Source organism: Thermoplasmataceae archaeon (assembly GCA_038729425.1).
In the GTDB taxonomy this organism is placed as follows: Archaea; Thermoplasmatota; Thermoplasmata; order Thermoplasmatales; family Thermoplasmataceae; genus B-DKE.
In genome coordinates, this window is the sequence record JAVYSB010000015.1 from 1 (window position 1) to 5,274 (window position 5,274).

Sequence of the window (5,274 nt, forward strand, 5' to 3'; positions counted from 1 at the left end):
AAGGCAGGATACTGTTTGCGGAGGATACGGGGATAACTTCTGGAGACCTTGACAGGTATTTCTCGGTCATGCAGCTCTCCGGAATTCTTGACAGATTCGTTGGTTTTGCTCTGGGAGATTTCAAGCAGATCGTTGACATAGAAGAGCCAATGCCGTATATTGAGGATATAGTGCAGCTTTATCTCACTGAACTGCAGAAGCCTTCTGTTTACGGCCTTCCATTCGGCCACGTGGCAGACAGCCAGATGCTCATTCCCATGAACGCAATGATGACCCTATCCACTGATTATCCCTATGTGGAATTGCGGGAAAATATTGTGGAATAACATCTTCATAGTGTTCAACAAATAGGGCGGTGGATTCACATTCCGTTCTTAATCGTGCGATTGGAATATCCTGTTTCCTCAATTAATATTTAAATTGGCAGTTAAATTATTATCCAGTTTATAAAAACAAATTCCTTTCTGGGGCGGGTACGTGCCTTGATTAAAATGCTTTCAATGATCTGCCATGAAAGTGATGGTTTGTTTGCTCCCGACATCGCTCAAATAAGTGAATTCAAGAATTTTCAGTACAATTTAGTTAATGCAAAATCCTTAGTGTGCGGCAATCCAATTAATTTTTCTCAGTTTTTTCATCGATATGATTCGCCAGTTGTTCATCAGGAGAGAAAATCTTACATCTGACCTTGATGGCAGAGGTAACACCGAATCTATTATCAAGGCGATTATCAGTAGATTAAGTAACGTACAGAAAAGAACGAAGCATGGATAGATTTGGGTGATTCGTACAAGGAAGGTATGCCTGAAGCAAACAAGCACAGATAGATGAAAGCTGAAAGGGTTAATAACAAAAATACCGTGTCAAGGATAACCAACATCACTTTCAATTTACATTGCGGCACCCACACAGATCCTCCCTCTCATTGCGTCGAAGAAGGGAAGACGATAGATTCCTTGTCTCCCGGTTTCTTCCATGGGCGGGCTGGTGTACTAAACCTGACCAAGACTGAATTTCAACCTGTCACCTACATGGATATTCATGAGAACAGGGTGGGAGGAGAAGTGGAACCTCAACGAGTATATATGGAAGTATCCGTACTTATCAGCTGAGGCTGCAGAATACCTTACGAAATTTAATATCAGAATGGTTGGCCCAGATACCATGTCCCCAGATCCATCGCTCAGGAATGGACTGAGGAAGGGTTCACCTGCCCATATGGCACCTCTTCCAAAAAATATCCTGATTATTGAGAATATCACCGGAATGAAATCTGTTGCAGGTAAAGTTGTTGAGGTATTCTGTTTCCCGCTAAAATTTTCAAAGGGAGATGGTCCCCCACCAGAATTGTCGGCAGACTTCGGGAATAGTCCGGTTCCAAGTTTCTCTCTGATTTATACATGCTGGAACAACATTTTTCAGGCTTTCCCTTCAATGAAACGGATACGTTTTTAAATATTATTTTTAGGTAAAGATATTTCAGGATGGAGAGATTTCTTCTCTGATCCTTGATTTCACCGCTTCAAAATTTATGGCTTGGCCTGCTGATCCAGAAGCCACACTCCTGTTGATGGAGACTGCATAGTGGCACTGAACCTTGTGACCGATTGAGACTTCGGAAAACGCAGGCCTGGTTTCACGGCATAATTCCGTTGCCAGTGGACATCTCGGGGCAAATTTACAGGCCGGAAGAGTATCATCTCCTGTTTGCGTAAAAATATTCTCACCGAGCGTCGCTGTTATGCTCCCCTGCACACCAACGCTTGAAAGCATCAATGCTATGGTGTATGGGTGCGTTGCCTCCCGGATAATCTGCTCTGTAGTTCCAGACTCGATGATTTCTCCCCTGTACATCACATAAATCCTGTCACTTATGTATTTTGCAGACGCAATATCATGCGTGATGTAGAATAACGTCACACCAACATCATTTCTGAGCTTTCTGAGAAGATTCAGTATTCCGGCCCTGAGAGAAACGTCCAGCATTGAAATTGGCTCATCCGCCACCAGAATGCGAGGGCTCATTGTAAGTGATCTTGCTATGGACACACGCTGCCTCTGGCCACCGCTCAGCTGATGCGGATACTTGTCAATGTAGTCACTGACAGGGGTAAGTTCAGCTTCCATCATTGCCCTGTTCACAATCTCATAGATTTCTGTCTCAGTCTGGGCCAGCTTGTTTATCCGGACAGGCTCTGAAACAATCTGATATATTGAAAATCTTGGATTTATGCTTTGAAACGGGTCCTGAAATATTGTCTGTATTTGCTTCCTGAGATTCCTGATAAGTTTCTTGTCCTCAAATCTAACCTTTTCGCCGAGCAATTCTACAGTGCCTTCACTGGGCACCTCCAACAAACCAATTATCCTGCTCAGTGTGGTCTTTCCGCTCCCAGTTTCTCCAACAAGCGCAACGGATTCACCCTCGTTCACCACTATGTTAACTTCAGAAACCGCTGTTAATTCACCACCCTTACCACTCCTGCCTGGTCTTAAACCGGTTCTCTTTGCAAATCGCTTCGTAAGGTCATGTGTTATTATTACGGGATTCTGTTTGACGGCCTTGACGACATTTATCTTTGAAGACTCGTTTTTCACTGATTTAGTACGGCCATTTCTGAAGGGTAAGACAACACATGCAACCTCATGGGAATTGCTCACAGCCCTGAGTTTTTCAGCGCCGTCATTCCGGCATGATTCCTCCACGTAATTGCAGCGGGCAGCAAAGGGACAGCCAAGTATGACATCAGTTAGCCCCGGAGGCGCCCCTTTTATGGGTTCAACCTGTTCTATGTTCTCTGTGATCTTTGGAATGGAATCAATAAGTAATGCAGTGTAAGGATGTTGCGCCATGTTAAAGTCCACGCCCGGCAACTTTTCAACGATGCGCCCTGCATACATTACCATAATCCTGTCGGATAGGTTTGAAACCATTGAGACATCATGAGAAATGCTCAAAATAGATACGCTGAATCCTTTTCGTAAATTCTGTAGCTCTTCGATGATTCTGTATTGCGTTATTACATCAAGGGATGTTGTTGGTTCATCGGCAATAATAAGGGCAGGATGAAGGGAGATTGCCATGGCTATAACCACGCGCTGCTTCATCCCTCCGCTCAGCTGATGCGGATATGCATCAAATACCCACTTATCCAGGCCAACAGTGTCCAGTAATTGTTTAACCATTTCCACAGCTTTTTCGCGATTTAAATTCTCCCTGTAGATATAGATATCAGAGATCTGCTCACCAACTGTGAAAAGGGGATTCAGAGAATCCAGTGCACCCTGAAATACAATGGATATGCCCTTCCACCTGACGACTTTGAGACTTTCTTCGATTCTGTTTGATTTCCTGGTGGTTCTGAGAGTATAGGATGCGCCCTTTTCCGAATCGACAATCACTTCACCCTTAAAGTAAATCCTGCCCGAAGTTACAACTGTGTTTTGAGGAAGGATGTGCGAAATTGCCATGGCGAGAGTGGATTTCCCGCATCCACTCTCGCCAACTATTCCAATACTTTCGTTCTCTCTTATTCCAAAGGTTACGTGGGATAATGCGTATACCCTTCTGTTACCTATTGTGTACTCCAGGGAAAGATCATCGACATAGAGTATGTAATCTTCATAATTTATTCCATTGAACATATTATCTCCTCAGTGTTACGTCAGTAACCTCTCTTATTGTGTCTCCCATCATATTGAATGCAATCACTATGAAAACTATGAACAGTCCGGGAAATATGGAAATCCACCACTGACCGGAAATAACATATTGCAGCCCATCAGTGATCATGGAACCAAGTTCCGGTGTGGGAGGGGGAATACCAACTCCCAGAAAGCTGAGGCTGGCTGCTATTATTATTGCATTTCCCAGGCCAAGAGCATACAGTATGATTGTTGGAGTGATGGCAACCGGCAGTATGTGTCTGTACATAATATGCCATTTGGAAGCCCCCTGTGAAACTGCAGCCTGAATATACAGATCACTCTTTGTCGAAAGCACCGCACTTCTTGATACTCTTGCAAATCCCGGGATCGAGATTACAGTGACGGCTATTATTATGGTCCAGAACCCCTGTCCTATGACTATGGCTATTGCTATGGCAAACAGAATTGAAGGAAAAGAAAGGAGAATATCCATTACCCTCATTATTCCGTTATCCGTGATCTTACCCATATATCCTGCCAGCAGTCCTAGCGTAACCCCAAGTACATAACCCAGTGAAACTGAAAGAAAAGCGATGGCCATGTCCAGCCTTATTGCATAAAGGACACGTGAAAAGATATCCCTTCCGTAGCCGTCAGTTCCAAACAGATGAGTGATGGAGGGGGCAGCCAGCCTGTTGGAAAGATTCAGAGCAAGCGGATTATATGGTGCCAGCATGGGACCAAAAGCTGCAAGAAATATGTAAATCGACAGTATTGCCGCTGCGGCTATCCCAGTTGGATTTCTGAAGTACATGGAAATGGTTTCAAACATCCTGCCATGAGCATTTAAGAATCCGCCTTTCTTCACTGTGCTAATTTCTTCAATCATTTCAGGCAACCCTCACTCTTGGATCCACATAGGCATAGATCAGATCTGCCAGGAAGTTGAAAAATGCAAAAAGAAGGCCCGATATAAGAACAACTGCCATAACACTGGGGTAATCGAGCTGATCTATGGCCTGAACGGCAAAAAGACCAAGACCCTGCCATGAGAAAACAGTCTCTGTCAGGACCACGCCACTGATTATGGCACCAGCCTGAATAGCGGCAACAGTGATGCCCGGGAGAAGAGCGTTCCGAAGTGCATATTTATTAACAATAACCCTGCGCGGGAGTCCTATCGCAACGGAGGTCCTCATGAAGTCGCGGTTAAGTATATCCAGCATGCTTGATCGTATGACTCTGGACAGTGTGGCGATGCTGGCGAGGGAAAGCCCAACAGCGGGCAGGATTATGTGCCAGGTGGCATTTATGAAATCAGGAAAATTCAGTTCAAGCAAACTGTCAAGTATGGTCAAGCCGGTGATAGTTGTCGGCGGGGTGAGACTCTGGCTCAACTGACCGTAGGGCGCCGGCGCCACTCCTAAATATGTATAGAAGATAAGAATCATCACAATCTCTATCCAGAAGACAGGCATGGAAATGCCAAGAAGGGAAAGTATCCTGCTTGTGTGATCCCCTGCCTTGTTGACCCTGAGTGCCGCGTATACTCCGGTTACCACAGCAATTGGCAGTGAAATGATCATAGATGTCAGCCCAAGCTCCAGACTGGCGGGGAATCGAATT

At 44.8% G+C, this 5,274-nt stretch carries 4 protein-coding genes and 1 pseudogene; 2 read left to right on the forward strand and 3 right to left on the reverse strand.

Annotated elements, in window-relative coordinates; translation table 11 throughout:
- Together QW597_07525 and QW597_07530 are read left to right on the forward strand one after the other, a co-directional pair.
- Window positions 1-326: LD-carboxypeptidase (locus QW597_07525; protein ID MEM0156429.1), on the forward strand; the 326-nt coding region annotated here is incomplete at its 5' end.
- Window positions 327-827: 501 nt separating this feature from the next.
- Window positions 828-1,455: pseudogene (locus QW597_07530) on the forward strand (cyclase family protein).
- 24 nt (window positions 1,456-1,479) lie between these two features.
- Here the strand turns inward: QW597_07530 and QW597_07535 are convergent.
- From QW597_07535 to QW597_07545, 3 genes are all read right to left on the reverse strand, one after another.
- The gene (locus QW597_07535; protein MEM0156430.1) at window positions 1,480-3,645 is read right to left on the reverse strand and encodes an ABC transporter ATP-binding protein; all 2,166 of its coding nucleotides are present in this window, start codon (window positions 3,643-3,645) and stop codon (window positions 1,480-1,482) included.
- Window position 3,646: 1 nt separating this feature from the next.
- The gene (locus QW597_07540) at window positions 3,647-4,537 is read right to left on the reverse strand and encodes an ABC transporter permease (protein ID MEM0156431.1); all 891 of its coding nucleotides are present in this window, start codon (window positions 4,535-4,537) and stop codon (window positions 3,647-3,649) included.
- A gap of 1 nt (window position 4,538) precedes the next feature.
- A partial coding sequence (locus tag QW597_07545; GenBank protein ID MEM0156432.1) for an ABC transporter permease occupies window positions 4,539-5,274 on the reverse strand: 736 nt, incomplete at its 5' end.

Coding starts and splice junctions, on each gene's coding strand:
- QW597_07535 (MEM0156430.1), bottom strand. CDS start 3,645: ATGTTCAATGGAATAAATTATGAAGATTACATACTCTATGTCGATGAT.
- QW597_07540 (MEM0156431.1), bottom strand. CDS start 4,537: ATGATTGAAGAAATTAGCACAGTGAAGAAAGGCGGATTCTTAAATGCT.